General features: G+C 44.6%; 2 tRNA genes and 2 rRNA genes. All 4 read right to left on the bottom strand.

Annotated elements, in window-relative coordinates:
• Positions 1-91: ribosomal RNA gene (locus HCB45_RS15150) — 23S ribosomal RNA — on the bottom strand; the annotation flags it as partial.
• Between the two features lie 172 nt (positions 92-263).
• Positions 264-339, bottom strand: a tRNA-Ala gene (locus HCB45_RS15155).
• Between the two features lie 46 nt (positions 340-385).
• Positions 386-459 (bottom strand) — tRNA-Ile (locus HCB45_RS15160).
• Positions 460-589: 130 nt separating this feature from the next.
• Positions 590-657: ribosomal RNA gene (locus HCB45_RS15165) — 16S ribosomal RNA — on the bottom strand; the annotation flags it as partial.

Below are 657 nucleotides of genomic sequence, written 5' to 3' on the forward strand. Positions count from 1 at the left end.
GTACAGCTCCCCAAAGCATATCGGTGTTAGTCCCGTCCTTCTTCGGCTCCTAGTGCCAAGGCATCCACCGTGCGCCCTTTCTAACTTAACCAATTTACTTCTACGAAGTAAAGGTTGTTTTTCTGATATTCCGTATCAGCGATGATACATCCTATCAGATGAAAGATTCACTTTCAGATGATTCTCGGTTACTTGTGTCATAAATAATCTCTTATTTATGCTAACTTTACTAACTTTCTTATCTAGTTTTCAAAGAACAATTTTGGTGGAGCCTAGCGGGATCGAACCGCTGACCTCCTGCGTGCAAAGCAGGCGCTCTCCCAGCTGAGCTAAGGCCCCTAAAAGAAATTAAATTGGATGTTTTCTTCGTGTCAGAAAGAAAAAGTGGGCCTAAATGGACTCGAACCATCGACCTCACGCTTATCAGGCGTGCGCTCTAACCAGCTGAGCTATAGGCCCGTCAAAAATGTAGTGGCGCTATGCGCTTAAGCATGTTGCCTTGCGTACTTTATCTGACATACAAGAGAGTGACCTCTCAAAACTGAACAAATGTAGAAGAACGAAAACTCACAGGTTTCCTTTTCCTTAGAAAGGAGGTGATCCAGCCGCACCTTCCGATACGGCTACCTTGTTACGACTTCACCCCAATTATCTGTC

It is taken from the genome of Listeria farberi, from assembly GCF_014229245.1.
In the GTDB taxonomy this organism is placed as follows: Bacteria; Bacillota; Bacilli; order Lactobacillales; family Listeriaceae; genus Listeria; species Listeria farberi.